This window comes from Neorhizobium sp. BETTINA12A (assembly GCF_023006485.1).
Taxonomy (GTDB): Bacteria; Pseudomonadota; Alphaproteobacteria; order Rhizobiales; family Rhizobiaceae; genus Neorhizobium.
Genome location: NZ_JALBGW010000004.1, coordinates 19,766 through 41,747, shown reverse-complemented (window position 1 = coordinate 41,747; position 21,982 = coordinate 19,766). Strand labels below are relative to the sequence as shown.

The 21,982-nt window shown below is 62.2% G+C and carries 19 protein-coding genes; 11 read left to right on the top strand and 8 right to left on the bottom strand.

Annotation, left to right across the window (positions count from 1 at the left end; all coding sequences use genetic code 11):
* Position 1 precedes the first annotated feature (1 nt).
* Genes MOV61_RS02285 through MOV61_RS02270 form a run of 4 tightly spaced genes read left to right on the top strand, consistent with a single transcriptional unit; the run spans position 2 to position 3,435 of the window.
* Positions 2 to 859, top strand: coding sequence for an ABC transporter ATP-binding protein (locus tag MOV61_RS02285; RefSeq protein ID WP_247135388.1), 858 nt, complete (start codon positions 2 to 4; stop codon positions 857 to 859).
* Positions 856 to 1,614, top strand: a complete 759-nt coding sequence (locus MOV61_RS02280; protein ID WP_247135387.1) for an ABC transporter ATP-binding protein — start codon at positions 856 to 858, stop codon at positions 1,612 to 1,614. The genes MOV61_RS02285 and MOV61_RS02280 overlap by 4 nt, the downstream gene beginning before the upstream one ends.
* Positions 1,615 to 1,645: 31 nt before the next feature.
* Positions 1,646 to 2,380: a FadR/GntR family transcriptional regulator gene (locus MOV61_RS02275; protein ID WP_247135386.1), complete on the top strand. Its 735-nt coding sequence runs from the start codon at positions 1,646 to 1,648 to the stop codon at positions 2,378 to 2,380.
* Positions 2,377 to 3,435 (top strand): dienelactone hydrolase family protein, encoded by a 1,059-nt coding sequence (locus MOV61_RS02270; protein ID WP_247135385.1) that lies wholly within the window; start codon positions 2,377 to 2,379, stop codon positions 3,433 to 3,435. Before MOV61_RS02275 ends, MOV61_RS02270 begins: the two co-directional genes overlap by 4 nt.
* 1,157 nt (positions 3,436 to 4,592) lie before the next feature.
* Here the strand turns inward: MOV61_RS02270 and MOV61_RS02265 are convergent.
* Entirely contained in the window at positions 4,593 to 5,741 is a 1,149-nt protein-coding gene (locus MOV61_RS02265; protein ID WP_247135384.1) for a mandelate racemase family protein, read from the bottom strand.
* Positions 5,742 to 5,846: 105 nt separating this feature from the next.
* Positions 5,847 to 6,647: an NAD(P)-dependent oxidoreductase gene (locus tag MOV61_RS02260; protein WP_247135383.1), complete on the bottom strand. Its 801-nt coding sequence runs from the start codon at positions 6,645 to 6,647 to the stop codon at positions 5,847 to 5,849.
* Between the two features lie 159 nt (positions 6,648 to 6,806).
* On the opposite strand from MOV61_RS02260, the gene MOV61_RS02255 reads away from it, so the two are divergent.
* Both MOV61_RS02255 and kdgD read left to right on the top strand, forming a co-directional pair.
* The gene (locus MOV61_RS02255) at positions 6,807 to 7,571 is read left to right on the top strand and encodes a FadR/GntR family transcriptional regulator (RefSeq protein WP_293405758.1); all 765 of its coding nucleotides are present in this window, start codon (positions 6,807 to 6,809) and stop codon (positions 7,569 to 7,571) included.
* An 88-nt stretch (positions 7,572 to 7,659) separates the two neighbouring features.
* Complete coding sequence (kdgD, locus tag MOV61_RS02250; RefSeq protein WP_247135429.1) at positions 7,660 to 8,592, top strand: 5-dehydro-4-deoxyglucarate dehydratase; 933 nt, start codon at positions 7,660 to 7,662, stop codon at positions 8,590 to 8,592.
* Positions 8,593 to 8,748: 156 nt separating this feature from the next.
* Here kdgD and MOV61_RS02245 read toward each other — a convergent pair whose 3' ends face one another.
* A complete protein-coding gene (locus MOV61_RS02245) occupies positions 8,749 to 10,332 on the bottom strand; it encodes an ABC transporter substrate-binding protein (RefSeq protein ID WP_408962341.1) in 1,584 nt (527 codons plus the stop codon).
* 260 nt (positions 10,333 to 10,592) lie between these two features.
* Here MOV61_RS02245 and MOV61_RS02240 point away from each other — a divergent pair, with 260 nt between their 5' ends.
* The 5 genes from MOV61_RS02240 (at position 10,593) to MOV61_RS02220 (ending at position 15,440) form a co-directional block, all read left to right on the top strand.
* Entirely contained in the window at positions 10,593 to 11,408 is an 816-nt protein-coding gene (locus MOV61_RS02240; protein ID WP_247135381.1) for an NAD(P)-dependent oxidoreductase, read from the top strand.
* A 7-nt stretch (positions 11,409 to 11,415) separates the two neighbouring features.
* Positions 11,416 to 12,495 (top strand): mandelate racemase/muconate lactonizing enzyme family protein, encoded by a 1,080-nt coding sequence (locus MOV61_RS02235; RefSeq protein WP_247135380.1) that lies wholly within the window; start codon positions 11,416 to 11,418, stop codon positions 12,493 to 12,495.
* A 224-nt stretch (positions 12,496 to 12,719) separates the two neighbouring features.
* Entirely contained in the window at positions 12,720 to 13,853 is a 1,134-nt protein-coding gene (gene nirK / locus MOV61_RS02230) for a copper-containing nitrite reductase (RefSeq protein WP_247135379.1), read from the top strand.
* A gap of 87 nt (positions 13,854 to 13,940) precedes the next feature.
* A complete protein-coding gene (locus tag MOV61_RS02225) occupies positions 13,941 to 14,846 on the top strand; it encodes an SUMF1/EgtB/PvdO family nonheme iron enzyme (protein WP_247135378.1) in 906 nt (301 codons plus the stop codon).
* A 147-nt stretch (positions 14,847 to 14,993) separates the two neighbouring features.
* A complete protein-coding gene (locus MOV61_RS02220; RefSeq protein WP_247135377.1) occupies positions 14,994 to 15,440 on the top strand; it encodes a pseudoazurin in 447 nt (148 codons plus the stop codon).
* 68 nt (positions 15,441 to 15,508) lie between these two features.
* Here MOV61_RS02220 and MOV61_RS02215 read toward each other — a convergent pair whose 3' ends face one another.
* From MOV61_RS02215 to MOV61_RS02195, 5 genes are all read right to left on the bottom strand, one after another.
* Complete coding sequence (locus MOV61_RS02215; protein ID WP_247135428.1) at positions 15,509 to 16,591, bottom strand: PHB depolymerase family esterase; 1,083 nt, start codon at positions 16,589 to 16,591, stop codon at positions 15,509 to 15,511.
* A 111-nt stretch (positions 16,592 to 16,702) separates the two neighbouring features.
* The gene (locus tag MOV61_RS02210) at positions 16,703 to 18,364 is read right to left on the bottom strand and encodes an ABC transporter ATP-binding protein (protein ID WP_247135376.1); all 1,662 of its coding nucleotides are present in this window, start codon (positions 18,362 to 18,364) and stop codon (positions 16,703 to 16,705) included.
* Positions 18,361 to 19,272 carry an ABC transporter permease gene (locus MOV61_RS02205; protein ID WP_038546146.1) on the bottom strand — a complete coding sequence of 304 codons (912 nt, stop codon included), beginning with the start codon at positions 19,270 to 19,272 and terminating at the stop codon, positions 18,361 to 18,363. The genes MOV61_RS02210 and MOV61_RS02205 overlap by 4 nt, the downstream gene beginning before the upstream one ends.
* Positions 19,272 to 20,279 carry an ABC transporter permease gene (locus MOV61_RS02200; protein WP_247033607.1) on the bottom strand — a complete coding sequence of 336 codons (1,008 nt, stop codon included), beginning with the start codon at positions 20,277 to 20,279 and terminating at the stop codon, positions 19,272 to 19,274. The genes MOV61_RS02205 and MOV61_RS02200 overlap by 1 nt, the downstream gene beginning before the upstream one ends.
* A gap of 105 nt (positions 20,280 to 20,384) precedes the next feature.
* Entirely contained in the window at positions 20,385 to 21,977 is a 1,593-nt protein-coding gene (locus MOV61_RS02195) for an ABC transporter substrate-binding protein (protein ID WP_247135375.1), read from the bottom strand.
* Positions 21,978 to 21,982 lie beyond the last annotated feature (5 nt).

Below are 21,982 nucleotides of genomic sequence, written 5' to 3'. Positions count from 1 at the left end.
CATGGACAACAGCCAGGCACTCCTGAAGGTCGAAAATCTCCGCGTCAGCTATCGCGCTGGCAAGGCCTACAACACCGTCGTCAAGGGCGTCTCCTTCGATCTCGGCCGCGAGCGGCTCGGCATCGTCGGCGAATCCGGCTCCGGCAAGTCGACGATCGGCCGCGCGCTGCTGAAGTTGCTGCCGACCGCGAAGATCGAGGCCAACCGCATGGATTTCAGCGGTACCGACCTCATCTCCGCCAGCGAGAAGCAGATGCTGACGATCCGCGGCCGACGCATTTCGATGATCCTCCAGGATCCGAAGTTCTCGCTCAACCCGGTGCACCGCGTCGGCGATCAGATCGCCGAGGCCTACCGCGTCCACAGCAGGGCATCGGCCCAGGCGGCGAAGCAGAAGACGCTGGAAATGCTGGAAGCGGTGAAGATCCGCGATCCGGAACGGGTGTTCGGCCTTTATCCGCATGAAGTCTCGGGCGGCATGGGCCAGCGCATCATGATCGCCATGATGCTGATCCCCGAGCCGCAGATCATCATCGCCGACGAGCCCACCTCCGCGCTTGATGTCACGGTGCGCATGCAGGTCCTCAACATCCTCAACGAACTGGTGACCAACAAGGGTCTCGGGCTGATCATGATCAGCCACGACCTCAATCTGGTGCGCAATTTCTGCGACCGCGTCCTGGTCATGCGCCATGGCGAGGTGGTCGAGGAGCGAGCGGCGCGGGATATGCGCAACTGCACGCATCCCTACACCCAAGGCTTGCTTGCCGCACAGCCGCATATCGGCGGCAGCCGGAAGCCGCTTCCGGTCCTCAACCGTGAAATCATCTCCCAGGAGACCAAAGAGGTGCGCGCATGACCGCCATCGACGTCCGCAATCTCTCGATCGATCTCGGCTATGGTCTCGCAAAGAAGCGCATTCTCGGCGACGTCTGCTTTTCGGTCGAGGCCGGCGAATCCTTCGGGCTCGTCGGCGAGTCCGGTTCCGGCAAATCGACCATCCTGCGCTGCATCGCCCGTCTCCTGAACGTCTGGGAGGGCGATATCCAGCTCGAGGGACGGTCGGTCAACGACATGCCCTTCGTCGAATATTGCCGCACGGTCCAGATGGTGTTCCAGGATCCCTACGGTTCGCTCCATCCGCGCCAGTCGATCCGCACGGCGCTTCAGGAGCCGCTTCGCATCCATCGCATGGACCGCCAGGTCGAACGCATGGAGCGGGCTCTGATCGATGTCGGCCTCGATCCGGCCTTCCTGTCGCGTTATCCGCACGAGCTTTCCGGCGGCCAGCGCCAGCGCGTGGCGATCGCCCGCGCACTCATTCTCGAACCGCGCATCCTGCTTCTCGATGAGCCGACCTCGGCGCTCGACGTCTCGGTGCAGGCGGAAGTGCTCAATCTGCTCGCCGATCTGCGTGCAAAACGCAACTTGACCTATCTCTTCGTTTCCCATGATCTTGCGGTGATCGATCATATGTGCGAGCGGCTGGCGGTCATGCAGCATGGTCGCGTGGTCGAGGTGATGAGCCGAGACGTGCTGGCGACAGGCCAGGCCCAGGATCCCTATGCCCGGGAACTGATCCAGGCGAGCCTCGAATACGACCACGCTGTCTGAGTTTCACGTCTGAGACGCCATGGAGTGCCCGATGACAGCCGAAGCCCCATCCTCTACCTGGCGCCGCAGGGAGACCCTGAGTTCGCAGGTCGTGCGCACGATCGCCGAGCGTATCAAGCTTGGGGACTATCCGCGCGGCTCGAAGCTTCCGACGGAAAAGGCGCTGATCGATGAACTGGGCGTCAGCCGGACGGTCGTCCGGGAGGCGATCGCCAATCTTCGGGCAAGCGGCCTCGTCTCGATCCATCATGGGATCGGCGTCTTCGTTCGCCAGGACGCGGGTGTGACGCCTTTCCGCCTCGGCGATGAAAACCTGATGCTGGTCGAAAACCTGGTGAAGGGGCTCGAACTGCGCATCGGCATCGAATCCGAAGCGGCAGCGCTTGCCGCCGACCGGCGGACCCAGGCGGATATCCAGGCAATGACCGCGGCCTGCAAGGCCATGGATGTCGCCGTTCGCCGTGCAAGCCGGGACACGCAGGCGGATTTCGATTTTCACCGCTCCGTTGCCACCGCCAGCCACAACGAACATTTTTTCCGTATCTTCAACTATCTCGGCGAGACCCTGATGCCGCGCATGCGGCTCTCGACCCATGCGGTCGATGACGCGAGCCTCTCCGTGCATCTGGCGCGCGTCAATGAAGAACACCGTGCCATCCTCAAGGCGATCGAAGCCCGCGACGTGGAAGGCGCGCGGGGGGCGATGCGCAAGCACCTGGGCGACAGCCGCGACCGGATGCTCGAACGGCTGCGGCAACAGCAATGATCGACAGCGAGAACATGTCCAGCCTCGCGGCGAGGCTGCGCGACAACCTCTCGTTCGACTGGAATTTCCAACCGGCTGTGGAAAGCTTTCCGGACTGGCAGGACCGCACACGGAACAAGGTGCGCCACGCACTCGGCATCGGGCGGATCGCGCCCGCAAGCGCGTCGGTCGTCACAGAGTGGGCTGAAGACGGATGCAGGGCCCAAGAGCTCGAACTTGGCTTTTCGAACGGCGAAACGACGAGAGCCTATCTCCTTCGCCCCGGTACGAATGACGTTACGCCTGCCGTGCTGCTGCTGCACGACCACGGCTCGTTCTTCTCGATCGGCAAGGAGAAGATGATCCGCCGCTCCGGCGAGGCTTCCGAGATCGCAGCGGACACGGATCGATGGGCGGCGAAACTTTACGGCGGTCGGCATGTCGGCAACGAACTCGCCCGACGCGGTTACACCGTGCTTTGCGCCGACGCGCTCGGCTGGGGCAGCCGGAAAGGCAACGGTTACGAAGCGCAGCAGGCGCTGGCGGCCAATCTCATGCAGTTCGGCGTTTCCTACGCCTCCGTTATCCTGCTCGAGGACCTCGAGGCCATGGCATGGCTTCGCGGACTACCCGGCGTCGATGGAAACCGTTTGGCGAGCTTCGGTTATTCGATGGGCGGCTCGCGCGCCTGGCAGGCTGCCGCACTTTCGGACGACGCCAGGGCCTGCGTCGCCGGCGGCTGGATGGGGACGCTGCAGGGCCTCATGCAGCCGGGCAACAACCAGCTTCGCGGCCAGTCGGCCTTTTCCATGCTGCATCCGCCGATCGCGGGAAAGATCGATTATCCGCATTTTGCAGGCCTCGCCGCGCCGAAACCAGCGCTGATCTTCAGCGGCGCCGAAGACCGGCATTTTCCGGTGCCTGCCGCCTTGGCGGCGCAGGAGCAACTTCATGCGATCTGGAGCGCGGCGGGGGCCGAAGAGCGTGTCGAGACACGTCTCTGGCCCGGCGCAGCTCATGCATTCCCGGTTGACCAGCAGGACCATGCGATAGACTGGCTCGATCGGGTGATGTGAGGTGGGTTGGAGGGCAGGTCCTTTCGCGAAATGCGGGGTTGGATTTGACCGAGTCCGAGTATGCGGTGAGGCACCCCCTCTGCCCTGCCGGGCATCTCCCCCTCAAGGGGGTTCACCAATGGGATGCGAGGCGGTGCGGCTTTCTTAACCCTCCCCCTTGTGGGGAGGGTGGCCGGCAGGCGGGCGGGGTTTGGATGCGGAGCGAAGTCCCCTCCCCAACCCCTCCCCACAGGGGGGAGGGGCTCCACGCGCAAGCCCTGCCCCCGGGGAGATGTCCGACAGGACAGAGGGGGTATGGCGGGGCACGCCTTCCAATGCTCTTTCCGTGTTTTCCCGTGGACAATTCATCGCCGCCTTCCAGCACCTCCAATGACTTAACCACATCGTCGTCCCCGCCCTTCAAACCCATGCCTACAATTGCCTCGCTTCCGTCGCCGGAGTGTTTCGCGAGACGTTCGCGGGCAGGCGGAGGCCGGCGCTTTCATCGGAACCGTAACGTGCGGGAAAGGTGGAAGAGGTGAAAGCCATGGAGGGCGCGCTGAAAGGCAAACCTTCCTATCAAGCCTCCCCCTGGCCGCCGGGCCAGGTTCGGTTGAGCCGTGCAAGTGGCAAGCTTATCCCGAAAGGATGGGCGCGAATAAAGCCACGCAGCGAGGCGAGATGATCACCTGTAGAGGCCGGAAGCCTCGAAAAGACGCCGAAGGCCACGCGAATGCGGAGCCATACTATTATTTTACTATGAGGTTCCGCATTCGTGTGGGCTCTCCGATCTTTGACAGAGCCACGGCAGGTGACTGCGCGGGGCTCCGGAGTGTTGGCCGAGGGGCCGGAAATCAGCGAAATGATGTCACCGGCGAAGGTCTGAGCGCCTCCCGCGCGAAGGATTGCAATCCTCCGAAACTGGATCCTCGGGTCGAGCCCGAGGATGACGAGTGTGTTGGGAGGACTGCGAAAACAGCAGCCGTCCCGCTCGCCGAAACCTTGTTTTAAGGACCCGGTTGCTCTGGGCACCCGGGCACACCCTCTCCGTCGTCATCCTCGGGCTTGACCCGAGGATCCAATCACCGACGACAGGCTTGTGCCGACTGCAAAGACAAGAAACCCGGCCCCAAAGGGACCGGGCCTCTCTTTCCTGCTTGGGAGGCAGAATAAACGGTTCACTCGACCAAATTGGCGTTGATGAAGTCGAAGTTGATGTCTTCGCCCATGCCCGGTTTGTCGGAAATATGAACGAAACCGTCCTCGTCCATCGGATCGACGAGGGCGTTCAGGTATTCGAAGCCGTCGTCATATTCGAGGAACGGGTGCAGCAGGCCGCGCTCGTACCATTTCGCATTTTTGGTGCAGGCCGCGACGATCAGGTTCGGAGCGCCATTGCCGTGGATTTCGCAGTTCATGCCGAAGGATTCGGCCAGATGCATGGTCTTCATTGCCGGGCTGATGCCGCCGACGTCGTGGACGCCGGTGCGCAGGATGTCGCAGGCCTTCGAGGTGATCCATTCGGCGCGGCTGAAATGCTTGCCGCCGGCGCTTTCCGGACCGAGGACCGGAATGTCGAGGTTTTCCGCAAGCCAGGCGTAGGAGGCCGAGCTCTGCTCGTCCATCGGCTCCTCGATCCAGTCGAAGCCCAGCTTTTCGAGGCCTCTGCCGAGTTCCAGCGCTTCCGTGCGGGTATACCAGTGGAAGGCATCGATCATCAGGTGGATATCCGGACCGACCGCCTCGCGGACCGCGGCGCAGGCCTTGAGATCCATCTTGACATCAGGCGCCCAGGAGACCGGCGGCATCCAGGTGTGCAGCTTGATGCCCTTGTAGCCGCGCTTGACGAGCGTTTCGCCGAACCGGCCGTAATCTTCCGGCGTTGCGAGGCCGTTCTCCAGCTCGTCGCCACACATGATCGAGCCATAGGCCGGGATCTTTTCGCGGTAGCTGCCGATCAGTTTGTGAACCGGCATGTTCAGCTTGCGGCCGGCAAGATCCCACAGGGCGCAATCGACGATCGCAAGTGTGCGGTCGGTCAGCTGCATCGCGCTGCCGCGCTGCCAGTGAGCGAGGTCCTGCCACAGCCGCTCGCGGGCGAACGGATCTTCGCCGATCAGCACCTTCTTGACGAACTTGTCGATCACGTGCGGGCGAACGACTTCCGGCGCGGCAAAGCAATAGCCTTCCGCTCCGTCGTCGTCGACGATGGTCAGCAGCGCCAGGTTGACCTTGTGCGGCGGGCCAGGATGGGCGTGGCCGGCGGTATCCTGGTGGCGGCGCGTGGTATGGGAGAATACGCGCACATTGACGTCTACGATCTTCACGAAATTCCTCCTGTCAGAAGCAGAGGGACGAACCTCCGCCATTTCATGTCGGGACCCGGCGAGGGCCGGATCGGAGCCGCCCGTCGGGCGGCGGAAGTCTGTCGTTCACGCATCGTCCGGATGGCCGGCCGAGGCGAAGGCGCCGCCTTGATAGATGACGGCAGGATCGGTCGGGTCTTGCCTGCCGGCCGCCGTTTCCACTTCGACGCGCCACCTTGCGGCTGTGTCCTCAGGTTTCCAGCCGAGGAAAGCGGCATTGCGATTGTCCCACCACTGCTCGTCGTTGGCAGAGGCGCCGTAGACGATTGTGTGTGCGATCCGCGGCGCAGCAAAGGCGCGCCGGCAGAGGGAAAAGAAATCACGATAGCTGAGCCAGGTCGCCAGCATGCGTGTGTTGACCGGTTTTTCGAAGCACGAACCGATGCGGACGGACAAGGTCTCCTGCCCGAATTTTTCGAAATAGAGGCTGGCAATCGCCTCTCCGAAAACCTTCGAAGCCCCGTAGAGCGAGTCCGGCTTCGGCACGACCGTGTTGTCCAGCCTTTCATCGCACCGATAGTAGCCGACGACGTGGTTGGAGCTTGCGAAGACGATGCGCGGCAGGCCGTTGTGCCGGGCGGCTTCGTAGATATTGTAGAGGCCGACGATATTGCCCTGGACGATGAGATCGAACGTCTTTTCGAGGGAAATGCCGCCGAGATGAATGATGCCGTCGACGCCTTCGACCAGCCTTGCGACACCCGCGGCATCTGCAAGATCGCATCGGATGAAGGTTTCGTTCCCGTTCGCATCGGTGATCTCGCCGATATCCGACAGCACGACGTGTTCGGCGATCTCCCTCAGCATCGGCCGGATTGCCCGGCCGACACCACCCGCGGCGCCGGTTAAAAGCAGTCTCTTGAGCATTCTTCCCTCGTGGACGGGCCGATAGTGAATATCCGTCGATCCGCAGTGTCATCATACCTCATAGGTCATATCATACTATAGGTCCGTGGCTGGGCGTCAATAAAATTCTTGCCCGACGCTTGACAACACGGGCAGGTTTTACCCCTCTAAGTGGCTGAAATGGCAAAGCGAGAGAGCGGGCAGGCATTGAAGAGAGCAGATAACATCACCGGGGAGGCACCTTCCCGAAAAGGCCGCAACCTGGTCGAGACGGTTGGTCGGCGGATGCGGGATGCGATCACGAGTGGCGCGTTGAAACCCGGTGACAAACTGCCCACGGAAAGCGGACTGACCCAGCAATACGAGGTCAGCCGCACGGTCATCCGCGAGGCGATCGCCTCGTTGCGGGCCGATAATCTCGTCGAGGTCCGCCATGGCGTCGGCGTCTTCGTGCTGGCGCCACAAGCCGGGCTTCAGGGCGGCTTCCGCACCGTCGATGCCAGCCGGGTTTCCTCGATCATCGAGATGCTGGAAGTCCGCGCCGCCATCGAGATCGAGGCCGCGGGCCTTGCCGCCGTTCGCTCGTCGCCGGCGCAGCAGGAGTTGATCTTCGAATGTCTCGAAACGATCAAACGGCAGATCGCCGCCGGTGCGGCAACCGTTGAAAGCGATCGGGCTTTCCATCTTGCCATCGCGGATGCGACCAACAACCCGCGTTTCCGGGAACTCCTGGAGGCGATCGGCAAGCAGATGATTCCGCGATCGCTGCTGCAGGAGGGTGAAGTGGAGATTTCGCCGCCTGAATACCTGGCCCAGATCCAGGACGAACATGCCCGCATCGCACGCGCAATCACGGATGGCGATGATTCGGCTGCTCGCGACGCCATGCGCATGCATCTCAAGGGGAGCCAGCAACGCTATCGATCGCTGATACGGCGTCCGTGAGTTTCCCACAAAGATAATACAACTATTGACAGTCATAATATGACTTGGTAGCCTTCTGGAAATCAACCAGGAAGGGACTGCCATGTCTATGGATCCAAATGAACTGAAGCATGCGCTCGGCGCCGGCCTCCTGTCGTTCCCCGTTACACCGTTCGGCAAGGATGGCCTCTTTAACCGCAAGGCCTACGAGCAGCATGTTGGCTGGCTGGCCGGTTTCGATGCTTCGGTGCTGTTTGCCGCCGGCGGCACGGGTGAGTTCTTTTCACTGGAGCCCTCCGAAATTCCGGAAATCATCACCGCCGCCAAGGCTTCGGCTGGCAGCACGCCGATCGTTTCCGGCTGCGGTTACGGCACGCGCATCGCCGTCTCGATCGCCAGGTCTGCCGAAAAGGCCGGTGCGGACGGCATCCTCCTGCTGCCCCACTACCTGATGGATGCCAGTCAGGAGGGCCTTTACCAGCATATCAAGACCGTCTGCCAGTCGGTCGGCATCGGAGTGATGGTCTACAATCGTGACAATTCGATCCTGACGGCAGAAACGCTGGCGCGCCTTTGCGAGGCCTGCCCCAATCTGGTCGGCTTCAAGGACGGTTCCGGCGATATCGGCCTGGTGCGCAAGATCACCGCGATCATGGGCGACCGCCTGACCTATCTCGGCGGCATGCCGACGGCCGAGCTTTTTGCGGATGCCTATCTCGGCGCCGGCGTCACCACCTATTCGTCGGCGGTCTTCAATTTCGTCCCGGCGCTCGCCCAGACGTTCTACAAGGCGCTCCGCGCCGGGGATACGGCCGCCACCAACCGGATCCTCATCGATTTCTTCTATCCGTTCATGGAGATCCGCAACCGCCAGAAGGGTTATGCCGTTTCCGCCATCAAGGCCGGCGTGCGGCTGATGGGCTTCGATACGGGTCCGGTTCGCGCTCCTTTGACCGACCTGACCGCCGAAGAAATCAAGATGATGGAGGCTCTCTGCGAGCCCTATCGCAATGGCGCTCTCGGGGTGCAGGCGGCCGAATAGGCGTCCTCCTCTCCAACCCTCTCCCCGAGCGCATCAGCCGGCAGGTCCAACCTGCCGGCTTTTTCATGTCTGCGGCCGAGCGTTCGCAGCCCATAAAAAACGCCCGCAACCGAGGTTGCGAGCGCTCGTCCTGGGAGGGACTGATAGCTTGAGTGGTCAGCGCTGCTTGGACACGCTGCGCAGACGAACGGTCCACCCGTAGTGGTTCACATAGCCCTTGACGTCGGCACGATAGACGACGCTGTCGACAACCGCCGAAATCGGCTGCAGCGCAGGAACGAGTTCCTCGTATCGCTTCTGAATGTCTTCATAGGCCGTCTTCTGCTTCGCCTGGTCACGCTCTACCAGTGCCTTGGCCGACATGTCGTTCAGCTGCTGGTCGAAGAAGGACGTGCGCCAGCCGATGATGCCGCTGAGTTTGGCGTCGTCGGCGTTGTTGGGGTTGATGACGAGGGCGCGCAGGTTGGAATGCGGATGCGGCTCCTGGCCGCCGCCGCCGCGACCGACGAGCATTTCGAACTTGCGCTCGCGCATCGGGCCATAGATCTGGTCGCCGGCGCCCTGGACGATTTCGGCCTTGATGCCGGCCTGGGCAAGGGTTGCCTGGATCGCGGTGGCGGTGTCCGTGAAAGGCGGCTCGTTGAGCGTCAGGAGCCTGACCGGGAAACCGTCGGGATAACCCGCCTTGGCGAGCAGCTCCTTGGCCTTGGCGACATCGATCTTGTAGTCCGGATCGGCCAAGCTGCCGATGACGCCTTCGGCGACCGGGCGAAGACGTTTGGTGCCGTAGTTCGGCATGATCGTCTTGTTGATGCCGTCATAGTCGATCAGATACCGGATCGCGAGGCGCACGTCCGGGTTCCTGAAGCGCTCGTCCTTCATGCTCACGGCGAGGAAGTAGAAGCCCGAGCTCGGCGTGCTCTGCACCTCGACGTCCTTGTTCTTACCGAGCGCGGCGATATCGGGAACCGAAAGGCCGATCGCGACGTCCACGTCGCCCTTTTCCAGCATCAGCCGCTTGGTCTGGGATTCCGGCATGTGCCGGAAGATCACGCGCTTCATCTTGGGCTTCTCGCCCCAGTAGTCGTCAAAACGCGTCAGGATGAGCATTTCGTTGGAGGACCAGCGCGTCAGGCTGAAGGCGCCGGAACCGGCGGCGTTGATCTTTAGCCAGGCCGCTGCCTTGTCGCCGTTTGCCTCGTGGCTCATGGCGGTCTTCATGTCGATGACCGCGCTTGCATCCGGCTTGCCAAAAATGTCGAGCGTGAGCTGCGGATCGGTCGGCTGAGCCGGCTTGAGGGTGATCTTGTTGCCGTCGGCCGTCAGCAACTGGTCGATATTGCCAGCCTTGTAACCGAAGGACGACCAGACGCCCGCCCCGACCAGGCCAAGGCTGATATTGCGTTTGATCGACCAGACGACGTCTTCAGCTCTGACAGGGTTGCCGGACGTGAACTTTGCGCCATCCCTCAGCGTGAAGGTGATCGAGCCGTCATCCGCCGCCGTCCAGGAGCTGGCAAGGCCCGGATTGACGGTCTTCTTGTCCGGGGCGAGTTCCACCAGCGTGTCATAGAGATTGGCGATGACGCCTGTCGCCTCGCGACCTGAAATCGCCGCCGGGTCGAGGGTCAGGATATTGTTCATGCTGAGGCCGACGATCAGCTGGTCGGCGGGGGTATCTGCGTATGCGCCGATCGGCGCAGACAGCGTCAGAGCCGTGGCCAGAGCCACATGCTTCATCCATTTCATCTGGGGTTCCTCCATCCAGGCACTCAAGTGAGAGTATGACGTCACATGACTGCTGCGCTATATGAAGACCGAAAAGATAACCTTCGTCAATCGATACGGGCCGATAAAACAACGCATTTCGCGTTCTTTTGATCTCGACGCCGGGCAGTCAATGCCCTGGCATCCTATTTAGGTCCTTAAGTCATATTATGAGTTGACGCCCCTTCGGGGCACCTTCTAGATTGCAGGCAGCATATCGAGGAGGAATGGGGATGAAGCGGCTTCTGATCACCGGGGCGGCCGGCAACATGGGCAAGGCCATGCGCCAGCGGCTCGGGCACCTGGCGGAGATCATCCGCATTTCCGATATCGCACCACTGGACGATGCCGCGGCCGACGAGGAGCCGTTTGCCTGCGACCTGGCGGATTCCGATGCCGTCCTGCGCATGGTGGAAGGGTGCGACGGTATCCTGCATTTCGGCGGCGTTCCTTCCGAAAACACCTTTGCCAGCATTCTCGACAGCAATATCCGCGGTCTGCACAATCTCTACGAAGCGGCGCGAAAGCACGGTAAACCGCGCATCCTGTTCGCCAGCAGCAACCATACCGTCGGCTTCTACCGGCAGGACCAGTTCATCGGCGTCGATCAGCCGACCAAGCCCGACGGCCTTTATGGCGCCTCGAAATGCTTCGGCGAGGGTCTGGCGCAGATGTATTTTCACAAATTCGGCCAGGAGACGGCGATCGTCCGCATCGGTGCCTGCTGGCGCAGGCCGACGACGGTGCGGATGCTGTCGATCTGGCTGAGCTTCGACGACATGGCGTCGCTTGCGGAGAGGGTTTTCAAGGCTCCCTATCTCGGTTGCCCGACGATCTGGGGCGTTTCGGACAATCAGCCGAAGTGGTGGGACAACTCTGCTTCCGCTTATCTGGGCTGGGTCCCGAAGGACAGTTCGGAGATTTACCGCTCGGAACTGGAACGCAATCCCGGCATTCCTGACAGAGGATCGTCACAAGCCAAGTGGCAGGGCGGCGGTTTCGTCGACGATCCCATCTACACCGAAGCTCCCCGTGCCCTGAACCGGTAACGATCCCATGAAAATCACCGATCTCACTACCACCGCCGTCAGCCTGCCGCTTGCGGAACCGCTCGGCAATGCCACGGCGACCATCCATCAATTCTCCTGCATCGTCGTCGATCTCGTTACCGACGAGGGACTACGGGGCGAAAACCTGATCTTCACCATCCGGCCGGAGCAGATGAAGCTGCTGGATAGCATGGTGCATGTGCTGCGGGATGCGGTGATCGGACGCGATCCAGACGATACGGGCGCCTTCTGGGCTGATGCCTGGCGGCGCATCAACTTCATCGGTTTCACGGGCGTCTCGATCATGGGCATTTCCGCGATCGATGGCGCCATGTGGGATCTGAGAGCCAAACGCGCCGGGCTTTCGATCTCGCGGATGCTGGGCCGGTGCCGTGAGACTATTCCAGCCTATGCGAGCGGCGGCCTATGGCTCACTCAGGACATTCCCTCACTCGTCCGGCAGGCGGAAGGTTTTGTTGCAGCCGGCTTCAAGGCGATGAAGCTGCGGCTTGCTGGGCGGATCGACGTCGACCTGCCGCGCGTGAAGGCCGTTCGGGCAGCGATCGGCAGCGATATCGGGCTGATGATCGACGCCAACCAGGTGCTCGACGCTGACGCCGCGATCAAGCTCGGCGACGCTTTGGCACCCCTGGATATAGCCTGGTTCGAGGAACCGGTGCCGGCCCACGCATTGGAGGATTCGGCCAAGGTGGCAAGAGCCCTGCGCATGCCGGTCGCGTCCGGTGAAAATGAATATACCCGCTATGGTTTCCGGCGGATGATCGAAATGGGCGCCGCCTCCATTCTCATGCCGGATCTCCAGCGGGTTGGCGGCGTTACCGAATTCGCTCGCGTTGGCGCACTGGCGGCAAGCTTTGATCTACCAATCTCCTCGCATCTTTTTCCTGAAATGAGCCTGCAGCTGCTCGCCCACGTCCCGACGGCCCATTCCCTTGAATACGTGGAATGGTTCGCGCCGCTCTACGAGGAAAAGATAGGGCTCGTCGACGGGACGGCTCAGATCCCGGATGCGCCTGGCTGGGGAATGTCCCTCGACCGGGATGCGATCCACCGCCACGCTCTTTAGGCGGCAGTGCCGCCGCCCCGTATCCGGCCGGACAACAGATCGGTCGTGAGGAATTTCCCTTAACCGCTCAATCGGCCCAGATTTGCCTCGTTTTCTTGCGGATACGCAAGCAAAAGCCGATGTTCTGTTTGTTTCACGTCAAAGAGTAGATGGGGACATGGACATAGATTCTGCTTCCAGAGGACGGCGATTTACTCCGCCCCTTGTTCCGAAGGACAGAAACCATGACCGACACGATTCAGATGACCAGACGCTCGATCCTTGCGGGGGCAGCCTTCGTTGGCGCAATCGCACCGGTCGTGCAGGCTTCCTTCGCTTATGCGGACGAAGCGCCCCCGGCGAAGATGAAACCGGTGGATCTATCGCGCTTCCGTCGCGAGAAAATCGAGCTGGTGAAGCCGCCTTTCGTGCATGCCCATGCTCAGAAAGCAGACGGCCCGCCAAAGGTGATCGAAGTTACGCTGACCATCCAGGAGAAGAAGCTCGTCATCGACAAGGAAGGCACCGAGATCAATGCGATGACCTTCAACGGGTCGGTTCCGGGCCCGCTCATGGTCGTCCATCAGGACGACTATGTCGAGCTGACGCTCATCAACCCCGACACCAACGAACTCCAGCACAATATCGACTTCCATTCGGCAACCGGCGGCTTGGGTGGCGGTGCGCTGACCGTGGTGAACCCAGGCGAGAAAACCGTTCTGAGATTCAAGGCAACCAAGGCCGGCGTCTTCGTTTACCACTGCGCACCTCCCGGAATGGTGCCGTGGCACGTCACTTCGGGCATGAACGGTGCCATCATGGTACTCCCGCGCGACGGTCTCAAGGACGGCAACGGGAAACCGCTCACCTACGACAAGATCTACTATGTCGGTGAGCAGGATTTCTACGTCCCCCGCGACGAGAACGGCAAGTTCAAGAAATATGACAGCGCCGGCGAAGCCTATGAAGACACGCTCAAGGTGATGCGGACGCTGACCCCGACGCATATCGTCTTCAACGGGGCCGTCGGTGCCTTGACGGGCCAGAACGCCATGACCGCCGCTGTCGGCGAAAAGGTGCTGATCGTCCATTCGCAGGCAAACCGGGACACCCGGCCTCACCTCATCGGGGGCCACGGCGATTATGTCTGGGCCACGGGCAAGTTTGCCAACCCTCCGGACCTTGACCAGGAAACGTGGTTCATCCCGGGCGGGGCAGCAGGTGCTGCGTTCTATACCTTCCAGCAGCCCGGCATATACGCCTACGTCAACCATAACCTGATCGAGGCCTTCGAACTGGGTGCGGCGGCGCATTTCAAGGTCACCGGCGATTGGAACGACGACTTGATGACGTCGGTCCTTGCGCCGAGCGGCACCTGATCGGAAACGGCCGGGAGCATGGCATGAGCCTGTTCCCGGCCGGCCTTCATCCCCCGCAAGCGCCAGATTTCGCCTCGGGAGGCGAACATGCCATGCACACACGACAGGCCAAAGCTCTCGCTCCTCCATACCGGGCTTCCGATCACGCTGATCGCCGTGCTGGCGGCAGGTATCTTCCATCAGGCGGGCTTCATGAGGCCGGCGCCCCCAGAGGGCGCGGTCTATGAGCCCGCGACGGTCGTCGTTCCTCCCCGCACCTACAGCTACAGGAGCGACGGAGAGTTCCTGAAGGGCACGGCACCGATCGATGCGCCGATGAAGACGGTGGTCGCGGGGCCGAGCCTTACGATCATGAAATATCACGTCACGGCCTCGGAATACCGGGCGTGCGTTTCCGCAGGCGCCTGCAGATCGCCAGAAGCGGCTACATCAAGGACGGACGTTCCTGCCACCGGCGTGAGCTTCGACGATGCCACGGCTTATGCTCATTGGCTCTCCGAGGTGACCGGTGAATACTGGACGCTGCCGACAGACGAACAACTGGCGCAGGCCGCGGGCAGGAGATTTCCGGACGATGCTCTCGGTCTCGACCCGGATAGCAAGAACCCCGCGCTGCGGTGGCTCGCCGACTACGAGCGCGAAGCGCGCGAGCGGGCCGCAGGTAATCCCACCCCTCGGCCGACGGGAAGCTTTGGGGAGAACGAATATGGTCTGGCCGACTTTGGCGGCAACATCTGGGAATGGACCTCGACCTGCCATCGCAGGGTCCATCTTTATGCGAACGGTTCCGTTCGGGCCTTCGAGGAAAGTTGCGGCGTCTACGTGACCGTCGGCACCCATCGATCGCCGATGAGTTCCTTCATCCGCGATCCGAAAGGCGGCGGCTGCGCGGTGGGAACCCCGCCGGACAATCTGGGCTTTCGCCTGGTCAAGTCCACCCGCTGGTATGCGCCCCTTCTCAAGACGCTTCGGCAAGTGGGCTGGACAACGTGACCATCACGTCGCCATCCGGCCCCAAACCGACGCAAAAGCGAGCCGCGACAAACTCAAAACCGTTTGTCGTACGTCAAAGAGCACCGGCGGTTTTGCTCTAGTGTGAATTCCAACGAAGCCGTGGGCTTCCAGAAAAGGAGTAAGAAAATGAAGAAGATTTTGGCATCCCTGGTCGGTGCGGCGATCGTCACGGCTGTCTGCGCCACGGTGGCGTCGGCTGCCGATTTCGAAGTGCACATGCTCAACAAGGGTAACGACGGCGCGATGGTATTCGAACCGGGCTCCCTGAAGATCGCCAAGGGCGATACCGTCACCTTCATCCCGACGGACAAGTCTCATAATGCCGAGACCATCGAGGGGTTGATCCCAGAAGGCGCAAAGCCGTTCAAGGGCCAGATGAACGAAAGCGTCAAGATCACCTTCGACGTTGAGGGGGCATATGCCGTGAAATGCTCGCCGCATGTCGGCATGGGCATGATTGGCCTCATCGTTGTCGGCAATGCGCCAGCCAACCTGGAGGCCGTCAAGACCGCGAAATTGCCCAAGAAGGCTCGCGAACGTCTCGACGCGGATATTGCAGCTTCCGGCGTTTAAGCCGGGAGCGTTCGGCGGCGGCCATTCCCTCTCCCCCGGCCGTCGCCGCGCTTATTCTTCAGGTCTTATCAGCGCATCAAGCCAGCCATGCGAAGCGCGCTCTCGATGATCTGCTGGATACCTTCAGGCTCTTTTGCCTTTGGGGAAGAAACGGATGCCCGCTTGGGGCCGCCGGTCTTCGCCTGCAACGGCTCCGCACCTTCGCGAAGCAGGCCCCAGCTTTCTGCCGAATGAAGCGTCGACGATATGCCGACATCCAGCAGATAAGGTGCGGCGTTCTCGTCGCCGAGCGCCGGATCGATCGGGGTTCCGTGGCCCATTCCGGCAATGCTGTAATATTCGAGCGCCTGCCTGCCGCGGGCATCTTTCCATGCGGTTCTCGTCTGGCCGTCGATCTTTTCCTTGAGGTCCGGCCGCGAGCCGACCTCGTGAACGCCGCGCCACTGGTCGATGATCGCCTGCGCATTCGCCTCCGCGACCGTCTTGTCCTCGGTGCCCTGCCACACCGAGATGGTTGGCCACGGTCCCTGATGGGTGGAAGCGGCTTTCAGCCGCGACTGAAGCGTCGATGGTGCCGGCAGGCCGTGGCCGCGCATCCGGTCGAATGCTTCGGGCACCGTCGCGGCGACGCCATAGGGCAGTCCTGCGATGATTGCGCCACCCGCGAAAACCTCAGGATAGGCGGCCAGCATGACGTTGGCCATGCCGCCGCCTGCGGACAGGCCGCTCACATAGATGCGCGAAGTGTCGATCCCGTGCCGGGAGACCACGGCATCGATCATCTGGCGGATCGAGTGCGCTTCGCCCTGGCCGCGGCGCGTGTCGCCCGGAAGGAACCAGTTGAAACAGAGATTGCCGTTGTTGGCCCGGACCTGTTCCGGCAAGAGCACCACGAAGCCGTGCCGTTCGGCGAGCTTCGACCATCCGGTGCCGTGATCATAACCGGAGGCGGTTTGCGTGCATCCGTGGAGAACGACGACGAGGGCGGGATGTTTGGGAAGCAGGGAGGGGACGTAAACCTTGGCTGCCAGCGCTCCGGGGTTGGATCCGAAGCCCTCGAGCGCCTCCAGATGGCTGGGCGCGTCGGTCGGTTCCCAACCCAGTGATTTCAAGCGGGCGAGCCGCTCCAGCGTATCCGACAACGATCTCATCATGCCTCCTGGCAATCATTGCCGGGATGGCAGTGATCAACGACAACGTCCCCCTATATGGGAAGCGTTGCTGCACTGCACAATTATTTTTTTTTGCAAAGGTATGTTTCATCACGAGCCGGCGGGGGCCGACAAGTTGGCCGCGCGCGAGGTTTTGCGTCCGCTTTCGATCAACGCCCTAGTGTATTCGTGCTGCGCCGACAGGAACAGGCGTTCCGTCTCGCCCTGTTCGACGATTACCCCGCGTTTCATCACGATGGTTCGGTCGCAGATCTGCCGGATGACGGCGAGGTTGTGCGAGATGAAGACATAGGTGAGGTCGAGTTCGGCGCGCAGTTCCTGCAGGAAATCGAGCACCTGCGCCTGCACCGAGATATCGAGCGCCGAAGTCGGCTCATCGAGGATCAGCAGGCGCGGATTGAGGGCGATGGCGCGGGCGATGCAGATGCGCTGCTTCTGGCCGCCGGAGAGTTCGTGCGGATAGCGGTATTTGAACATTTTCGGCAGCTGGACGATGTCGAGCAGTGCTTCGACGCGCGCCTCGATGTCACGACGGCCCATGCTTGTCTGGATGCGCAGGGGCTCGCCGATCGCGTCGCCGATCGTGTGGCGGCCGTTAAGCGCCGAGTGTGGGTTCTGGAAAACGAACTGCATGTGCCGGCGCATCAACCGCATGGGCTCGCCGGTCAGGCCGGAAATGTTCCTGCCGTCGAAGATGATGTCGCCGGAGGTCGGCTCGATCAGCCGCAGCAGCATGCGCGCCAGCGTCGATTTGCCGGAACCGGATTCGCCGACCACGCCGAAGATTTCGCCGGTCGCGACGGACAGGTTGATGCCGTCGACCGCAGTCACCTCGCTGCCGGACTGGCTGCGGTAGACCTTCTTGAGGTCGATCGCTTCCAGAAGCACGCCAGGTTTCACCGGCGTGCCGATTGCCGGTTCGGCGACGACCTTTGCCGCGGCGGTATCGATGTCCGGCACGGCGGCGAGCAGGCGCTTGGTGTATTCGTGCTTCGGCGCGCTGAGGATATCCGCCATCAGGCCCTGTTCGACGATCTCGCCCTTGTACATGACCGCGCAGCGTTTCGCGATCGTGGCGATCGCGCCGATATCGTGGCTGATCATGATGACCGTCAGGTTGAGCTTTTCGACCAGCGAATTGATCAGGTCGAGCACCTGTGCCTGGACCGTCACATCGAGGGCCGTCGTCGGCTCGTCGGCGATCAGCAGGTCCGGCTTGCCGGACAGCGCCATGGCGATCAGCACCCGCTGGCGCATGCCGCCGGAAAGCTGATGTGGGTACTGGTCGAACAGCATGGCCGGGTTCGGCAGGCCGACTTGGTCAAGCAGGTCTTCGGTGCGGGCACGGCGGGTGGCCTTCGAGGAGACGCCATGGCCGGCTGCCTTTTCATGGGCGGCGATAACGTCGGAAATCTGCTGCCCGATGGTGAAGAGCGGGTTCAGATAGGTCATCGGGTCCTGGAAGATCATCGAGATGCGGATGCCGCGGATCTTCGTCCAGTCCTTTTCCGAAAGTGCCGTGATATCCTGCCCGTCGAAGGCGATGCTGCCTTCGACGACCCTGGAGGCCTTCGGGCCGATGCCGAGCACGGAGCGCACCAGCACCGTCTTGCCGGAACCGCTTTCGCCGACGATGCCAAGCGTATCGCCGCGGTTGACCGTCAGGTTGATGTCTTTGAGCACATGCACCGGCCCGTCGAAGGTGCCGATGTCGAGCCGGTAGTTCTTAATGTCGAGAAGAGGTCCGGTCATCGGTCGCGGCTCCGGGGGTCGAGAATGTCGCGCAGGCCGTCGCCAAGAAGGTTGAAGCCGAGCACGGTCAGGAAGATCGCGGCACCCGGAAAGAGCGAATACCACCACCAGTCCGGCATGTAGGTGCGGGCGACCGAGATCATCGCGCCCCATTCCGGTGCCGGCGGCTGGGCGCCGAGGCCGATGAAGCCGAGGCTGGCGGCGGAGAGGATCGCCATACCCATGTCCATGCTCATCTTGACGATGATCGGCGACATGCAGTTGGGCAGGATGTGGTGCCAGAGGATCCAGGGCGTTTTGGCGCCGATCGAGCGGGCCGATTCCACGAACAGCTCTTCCTTGACGGACAGCGTCTTTGCCTCCACCAGCCGCACATAACCCGGCCACCAGACGAGCGACAGGGCCAGCACGCAATTGGTGATGCCGGGGCCGAGTGCGGCGACGATCGCGAGCGCCAGAGCCAGGCCCGGTACTGCGAGGAAAAGCTCCGTGATGCGCATGATGACGGCGCGCACCCAGCCGCCGCGATAACCGGCGATGATGCCGAGCGGCACGCCGATGACGGCGCCGACGCCGGTGATGATCAGCCCGATCCACAGCGAGGTGCGGGCACCGATGATGACGCGCGAAAGGATGTCGCTGCCCATCTCGTCGGTGCCGAACCAGTGACCGACGCTCGGGCCCATCAGCTTGTTGGCCATGTTGAAGGCGCCGACGGTATCTTCCGGATAGGGCGCGAGCCAAGGGCCGAGTGCTGCAAGCAACAGGAAGAGCACGACCAGGCCGAGGCCGAGCATGGAGGAGAAGCTCTTGCCGAACATGTGGGCATAAAGCCGCCACTGGCGGATCTTGCTTTCATGCCGTTCGCGGAAGGTGAGGGGCCGGGAGAGTTCCACGGGCGTCGTCATCAGGCGCTCCTGAGGCGGGGGTCGATCCACGCATAGGCGAGATCGACAAGGGTATTGGCGACGATGAAGAAGAAGCCGATCACCAGCGTGACGCCGATGACAGGCTTGAAATCCGATGAAAGCGCCGAGGAGACGGCGTAGAGCCCGATGCCCGGCCAGTCGAAGACGGTTTCGACGAGAACGGTCGAGCCGAGCATCCAGCCGAAGCGCAGACCGATCATCGCCAGCGTCGGCAGCAGCGCGTTCTTCAGCGCATAGATTGCGACGATGCGGAAGGAGGCGATGCCGTGGGCGCGGGCCGCGACGATGTAGTCCGACTGCAGCACTTCGATCATCTCGGCGCGGTTGACGCGCAGGATCGAGGCGAGGCAGGGGAAGGAAAGCACGATCGCCGGAAGGATGATATGCCGCAGCGATATCCAGAACGTGTCCAGCCGGCCGGCGAACAGGCTGTCGACGAGGAGTAGGCCGGTGATCGTCTGCGGCGGGCGGGTGACCAGCGGCAGACGGCCCGAGACCGGCAGCCAGCCGAGATCGACCGCGAATGTCAGCTGCAGGATGATGCCGAACCAGAAGGCTGGCAGAGCGACGCCCGAGATCGAGAAAATGCGGGTCGCATGGTCGATCGGGCCGTCCTTGTAGACGGCCGACAGCATGCCGAGCGGCACGCCGACGACGATGCCGAGCGTCATGGCGACGAAGACCAGTTCCAGCGTTGCCGGCGCATAACGCAGCACCTCTTCCAGCACCGGCCTCGTGGTGACGATCGACTGGCCAAGATCGCCGGTGACGAGGTCGCCCATATAGACGACGAACTGTTCGGGCAGCGACTTGTCGAGACCGTATTCTGTACGGATCGTCGCCACCATGTCCTCGGTCGCGTTGGGGCCGGCGACCAGCCGGGCGGGATCGCCCGGCGCGACATTGGTGATGACGAAGGTGAGTGCCGCAATGCCGATCATGGTTCCGACCAGCGTCAGCACTTTGCGGAAGGCGAAGGTCAACATCGTCTTCTCCGGTGGTTATCTTCTGAAACTGCGCATGGTCCGGCCGGTTGGGAAAGCCGGACCATGCGCATCATGTTGGCTGCAGGAGGGGACGCAAGCCAGTTTCTATTCGGCCTTCACCCACATCGGGTAGAGATCGACTTCGCCGGTGAAGCGGACCGGGCTGAACTTGAAGCCCTGCAGGTAGTCGCGGTGCGCCCAGCGGCGGTTCTGCAGCATGCCGAAGACCTCCGGCTGATCGGCGACGATCTGCTTCTGGATGTCTGCATAAAGCTTTGCGCGGTCGTCCCAGTTGGTGGCGGCGCGGGCCTGGTCGATCATCTCCGAAACCTTCGGGTTGTCGTAGAACATCATCGCGTAATACTGGCCCCAGCTCGCCTTGTGGTACTGGTAGGCGACGGCGTCCGGGTCGGTCGAGACCGGTGTGGTGAAGACCGAGGTCATGGCCGGCGAAGTCTCGACCTTGGAACCGGCGGCGACCATGTTCGGCCACTGTTCCGGCTTGACCTCGACGGTGATGCCGAGCTCCTTCAGGTTGTCGAGCAGCACGAGACCGATGCGGCGGGCTTCTTCGAGGCCGGCGACATGGACGTAAGGAAGGGTGATGCCGCCGTTCGGATAGGCGGATTTCGCCAGGTATTCCTTGGCCTTGGCGATGTCCTTGCGCGGGACGCCCGGAACCGAGACGAAGCCCTTCATGGCGTCCGGCAGCGGGCTGCTCTCGAGCGATGCGGCGCCGTTGTAGATCTGGATCAGGGCATCGTAGTCGACCGCATAGGCGATTGCCTTGCGCAGGTTGATGTCGGCGGTCGGGCCCTTCTGGGTGTTGAACTTGATGCCGAAGGTGGTCATGCCCTTATGGTCCTCGATGACCACGCCCGGCACGCGCTTGATCTGGATGTAGTCGTCCGGCGTCAGACCTTCGACAATGTCGGCTTCGCCGCGCTGCAGGGCGGCCTTCTGGGCGGCCGGCTCGCGGATGATCTTGTAGATCACGCCGGCCGGGCGGTTCTTTTCGCCCTGCGGCCAGCCCTTCCAGTAGGTGTCATTGGCCTCGATTTCATAAAGAACGTTCGGTTCCCAGCGGCCGAGCTTGAACGGGCCGGAGCCGGCGGCATGATCGGTCAGCCACTTCTGGCCGTAGTCGCCGTCGACTTCATGAGCCTTCACCTCAGCCGGGTTGACGATGTACCACCAGGGCAGGAAGGACAGGAACGGTGCATAGGGCGCCTTGAGATCGAAGCGGACGGTGTTGGCGTCGACGGCGACGATGTTCTCCGGCGCCAGGAAGTCCTTGAGCATCCAGGCGACGCCCTTGTTGAGCTTCAGGCCGCGCTCGAAGGAATAACGCACGGCTTCGGCGGTCACCGGATCGCCGTTGTGGAACTTGGCGTTCTTGGCGAGATGGAAGGTCCAGCTCTTGCCGTCGGCGCTGGTTTCCCACTTCTCGGCGAGCCAGGACTTGATCTCAGCCGGGTTGCCTTCGTACTTGACCAGAGCATCATAGACCGACTGCTGGATCATGCGCGTCGACCAGTCGTAGCGGACATGCGGATCGAGGACCGGGATGGCCTGACGGCCGCCGAAAACAATGACGTTGCCCTTGTCGGTGCGCTCGAAGGCGCCGGCGGGCGAGGCGAGGATCGAGGAGGCGAGCAGTCCTGCGACCGCGACGATTCTCAAGGTTTTTCCGAACATGTGGT